The organism is Micromonospora sp. NBS 11-29 (genome assembly GCF_002140155.1).
Lineage (GTDB): Bacteria > Actinomycetota > Actinomycetes > Mycobacteriales > Micromonosporaceae > Micromonospora.
On record NZ_NAPR01000003.1, the window covers coordinates 309,877 to 314,139 of the forward strand.

At 74.2% G+C, this 4,263-nt stretch carries 5 protein-coding genes; all 5 read right to left on the minus strand.

Features of this window, described 5'->3' with window-relative positions; all coding sequences use genetic code 11:
• Positions 1-36: 36 nt before the first annotated feature.
• Complete coding sequence (locus B1205_RS02695; RefSeq protein WP_140157960.1) at positions 37-615, minus strand: hypothetical protein; 579 nt, start codon at positions 613-615, stop codon at positions 37-39.
• 123 nt (positions 616-738) lie between these two features.
• Positions 739-1,641 carry an inositol monophosphatase family protein gene (locus B1205_RS02700; protein ID WP_089154142.1) on the minus strand — a complete coding sequence of 301 codons (903 nt, stop codon included), beginning with the start codon at positions 1,639-1,641 and terminating at the stop codon, positions 739-741.
• A 15-nt stretch (positions 1,642-1,656) separates the two neighbouring features.
• Positions 1,657-2,310: a hypothetical protein gene (locus B1205_RS02705; protein ID WP_089154143.1), complete on the minus strand. Its 654-nt coding sequence runs from the start codon at positions 2,308-2,310 to the stop codon at positions 1,657-1,659.
• Positions 2,307-3,308, minus strand: a complete 1,002-nt coding sequence (locus tag B1205_RS02710) for a hypothetical protein (RefSeq protein ID WP_089154144.1) — start codon at positions 3,306-3,308, stop codon at positions 2,307-2,309. The genes B1205_RS02705 and B1205_RS02710 overlap by 4 nt, the downstream gene beginning before the upstream one ends.
• 55 nt (positions 3,309-3,363) lie before the next feature.
• A partial coding sequence (locus B1205_RS02715) for a class I SAM-dependent methyltransferase (RefSeq protein ID WP_254909661.1) occupies positions 3,364-4,263 on the minus strand: 900 nt, incomplete at its 5' end.

Below are 4,263 nucleotides of genomic sequence, written 5' to 3' on the forward strand. Positions count from 1 at the left end.
GGCGCGACGCTCGGCGTACGGACCTGGGAAGACTTCCTAGCCGAACAGCTCCGGTGTGGCGTCGGTCAGCCCTGACCGGTCCGGTCGGGCGGCGGGAAGCGGTACGGCTTCAGAGCCCTGTTCGACGCATACCCGCATATCGGAGTAATGACGGGTGATCTCGGCTGACTGCTCGGCCGGCCGGTCGACTTCCAGGACCACGCAGTCCCCGAACCGCGGCGCCACCGACCACACGATGACTCCCCGGTCGGCCCACCAGTCGATGTCGGCGCGGACCCGGCCCATCCACCGGTCGATGGTGGTGGCTGGCTCCACGGCGTCGACGAACCGCACCGTCACGCCGCCGGCCAGGGCCCGCACGTCGCCATCGATTCCACCGCCGGGCACCCGATGCACGATCACCGCCCTGCCGGGGAAGTCGGTCGCTATGCCGGCGTACCGGTCGGGCCAGCGTGCCGGGGCTGCCTCGTCCACCCGGCCCGCGGCGTCCATGACCTCCTCCTGGCCAGGCCAGTAGGACACGACCGGTGCTGGCTGGCGGCCGGGCTCGGCGCGGGCGGCGGACGTGGCACAGGCAGCCGTGGCCAACAGCAACGGAGTCACCAGCACCGTCATGGCGTATCGCACCGTGGCACCTCACTTCTGGCACGACCCTCGCGGGGTCGCTGTCCGGCGGTCGAGGACGTCACCGGTGAAACGAGCCGCCCAGGGCAACGGATGCGCCCCTGTCCCCTCCGCTCACCAACCGACCGAGCCGAGACTGACCGGGGTGAGCTGGCGGACCTGCGGCTCGATCCACTGTGCCGCGGTGACCAGCTTGACCAACCGGTCGATGGTTTCCGGCGGCCCGGCCACGAAGCTGCGCCGGTCGGCCGGGCTGCCGTAGCGGTCGTCGAAGGTGCCACCGTCGAGGGCGCGTACCGCCATGCCGGCCTCGGCGGCCAGCAGCATCCCGGCCGGCAGGTCGACCGCCTCGGGGCGGTAGCCGACGATGCCGTCGATGTCGCCGCGGGCCAGCATCACCCAGGACAGCAGCGGCGCCCACAGTTGCAGCACCCGGCGGGCGGTGGTGTCGAGGACCACCTTCAACGCGCGGGCGGTGCTGTCGTCCCGGCGTACCCCGTGCCCCTGGGTCCAGGCCAGCACCGGCGCGGCCGGCACCGGTCGGCGCGGGGCGCGCAACGCCCGCCCGGCCGGGTCGGACCCGTGCACGAACGCGCCCCGGCCGCGGACCGCGGACCAGGTCCGGCCGGCGACCGGGTCGTGCACCACGCCGACCACCGGCGAGCCGTGCTCGCACAGGGCGATGCCCACCACGTACGCCGGCAGCCCGATGGCCACGTTGTTGGTGCCGTCGAGCGGGTCGACCAGCCAGGCCCAGGTGGTGTCCGGGGCGTACTCGCCGCCCTCCTCGGCGATCACCCCGTGCTCCGGCCAGCGGGCCCGGATCCGGTCGACGATCAGCCGCTCGGCGGCCAGGTCGAGGTCGGTGACCAGGTCGCCGGAGTCGTCCTTGGCCCGGGCGTGCACGTCGCCCCGGATGCCCCGGCGCAGCAGCCGGCCGGCCGCCCGGGCCGCCTCCACCGCGAACCGGTGCGCGTCGCCCAGGTCGGGCCCGCCTCTGTTCGGCCCCACGTCCATGACTCCTCCAGCCCCTCAGCCCCGTGCCACCAGTCGCGCGATCTCGCGCGCCATCCGCGCGGTCTCCGCCGCGTCGCAGCGGTCCCGGCGTACCCGGTGGCTGCGCCCGTCCACCGCGCCGAGGCTCAGGTCGGCCGCACCGGGGGTGGTCCGGCCGAGCGCCACGGTCACCGCCGACGTGCCGGCGCCGACCTCCGAGGTGTGGAAACCGCCGGCGCGCAGCGCGTACGAGTCACCGGCGGCGTGCGTCTCCACGGTCGCGGTCATCGCGGTGACCAGCCGGTCGGTGGCCGCCATCTCGTCCACCTCGCCGAGGCTGTGCACCTCGTAGACCCGCCAGGCCGGGTCGGCGGGCGCGTCGGTGACGTCGATCAGCTCGTTGCGGACCGCGCCGTGCAGCACATGGCTGAGCAGGTCCCAGCTGTGCGAGTGCATGGTCGAGGTGGTCGGGCGCACCGGCGGCGGGTCGGTCGGCCAGGCGTGCACGCAGACCCCGTCGGGGCCGTCGCGTGCCACCGGCAGGCAGGTGAAGCCGAGCGGGTGCCGGACCGCCCGCAGCGCCCGCCGTCCGTCGGCGACGTCGGCGAGCACGTCGAGCACCCACCCGCGCAGGAGCTCTGGCCGGGTGCCCCGGTCGATCTCCCGTTCGAGGTCGGCGTAGCTCATCATGCGTACGGGTTCCTCGCCTGGATGGCCTTGCCCACGATGTCGGCCACCTCGCGGTCGCCGAAGGACCGGGGCAGCGTCAGCCCGAGCGCGGCGAACAGCCGGCGCACCTGCTCGACCGACGGCTCGTCGTCGAGCTTGACCTGGCCGGCCGACTCGATCGGCACCCGTCGGCTCTGCCGCCGGCTGTAGTCCATCTCGATGTTGAACCGGTTGTAGTAGACCTCGCCGAGGTCGATGCGCAGCGCCGGGGTCTGCGGGTTCTCCTGGGTGATGATGACGCACGAGGAGGAGAGGTCGTAGCGGAACGTGGTCATCTGCGCGGAGAGCCGCACCTCGACCGTGAGCAGGCCGGAGCGCTGGAGGTGCCAGCAGGCGGCGAGCACCGTCGCGTACGACTCCTTGCGGGTGCGGTCGACCGTCCACGGCTCGCTCGGCGCGTCCGGCTCAAGGCTGCGCCGGAACCGCGCGTACCGCTCGCAGACCTCCTCGTCGGTCGGGTCGATGATCTCGACCGCGACGGTCAGCGTGGCGTTGCGGCGACGGGCCTGGTTCAGGCACTCCGGCAGGGTCACCGCACGCAGGTAGGTGCCGGTGCCGCCCTTGAAGTGCCACCGGTCGGTGTGCTGGCGGGCCTCGGCGAGCGCCTGGCCGACCTCGCTGCCGTGCAGCACCCGCACCATCGAGGCGCTGTGGATCGCCTCCCGGGCCCGGTTCAGCGCGCCCTCCGGGCCGGTCAGCTCGCGCATCGGCGGCACCAGGTCGGTGAGCCGCTCGCGGGTGTCCACGATGACCTGACGGACCTCCCGCTCGGCGGTCCGGCGGCGCAGCCGGTCGCGCAGCACCGCCTGCGCGAGCAACCCCAGGACCAGCAGGATGGCGCTGTTGACCAGGTCCTGGCTGACGGTGTTGGTGAGGCCGAGCACAGCCACCGTGACGGCCAGCACCAGGCCGATGAACGCGTCGAGATTGGTGACGACCCAACCGAACAGGCGCGCCATGACAACCCCCGGTCGACGACGGAACCTCCATGATAGCCCGTTGTCAATGTTACGATCACGGGCTGTGCCGGGTTGGCGGCGGCACGCCGTCGACCCGGCGGGCGGCGCAGATCAGCGAACCACCGAGGCCCGGCGCGACCCGGGCCAGCCACCGCGAGGTGACCCACCGCCCGCCGGGCAGCCGCCAACCGACCTCGTTGGAGCGCATCGCCAGCGGCATGAAGCCGGCCCGGCGCAGCGTCCGCCGCAGCAGCGACGCGGTGAACGGGCGGATGTGCAGCCACAGGTAGGGGTGCAGCGGGTCGACCTGACGCGGGGCGCGGCCAGCGAGGAACGCCAGCCGGTCCTGCACCGGCGCCAGATTCGGCGTGGTGAGCACCAGCAGGCCCGCCGGCGCCAGCACGCGGTGGCACTCGCGCAGCAACGCCAGCGGATCGTAGACGTGCTCGATCAGCTCACCGGCGATCAGGCCGGCGAAGCTGCCCGCCCGGAACGGCAGCCCGCGGGTGGCGTCCAGGCAGACCGGCAGCGCCCGGCCGCCGGCCGCCCGCCGGGCCGTGCCCAGCGCGGCCTCGGCCACGTCCGCCAGCACGAGCGGGCCGGGCGTCGCGGCCGGGTCGAGGATGCCCCGCGGCCCGCTGCCCAACTCCAGCACCGGACCGTCGCCGGTCACCCCGTCGGCCATCAGCCCGGCCGCGACCGCGCGGCGCACCCGGTGGTACGGGTCGTCGACGTACCCGTCGACCTGTGCCCCGTCGTGGTAGCTGTGGTGGTTGGCGTGCCGGCCGTGCGCCTGCGCGCGGTGGGACGACGTCCCGGTGGGCCGCTCGGCCATCACACCTCCACGGTGGTCGCCGGCCCCGTCGGCGGCGTCCACCCCAAGCCTCGCACCGCTTCGGCGTTCCCGCGCGGACATCCGCCCGGGAAGCGCCGACGCGGCGGCCGGTCGTCCGGC

Excerpts from the sequence above, each read along its gene's own strand:
- B1205_RS02705 (WP_089154143.1), bottom strand. The coding sequence starts at position 2,310 with ATGATGAGCTACGCCGACCTCGAACGGGAGATCGACCGGGGCACCCGG.
- B1205_RS02700 (WP_089154142.1), bottom strand. The coding sequence starts at position 1,641 with ATGGACGTGGGGCCGAACAGAGGCGGGCCCGACCTGGGCGACGCGCAC.
- B1205_RS02710 (WP_089154144.1), bottom strand. The coding sequence starts at position 3,308 with ATGGCGCGCCTGTTCGGTTGGGTCGTCACCAATCTCGACGCGTTCATC.
- B1205_RS02695 (WP_140157960.1), bottom strand. The coding sequence starts at position 615 with ATGACGGTGCTGGTGACTCCGTTGCTGTTGGCCACGGCTGCCTGTGCC.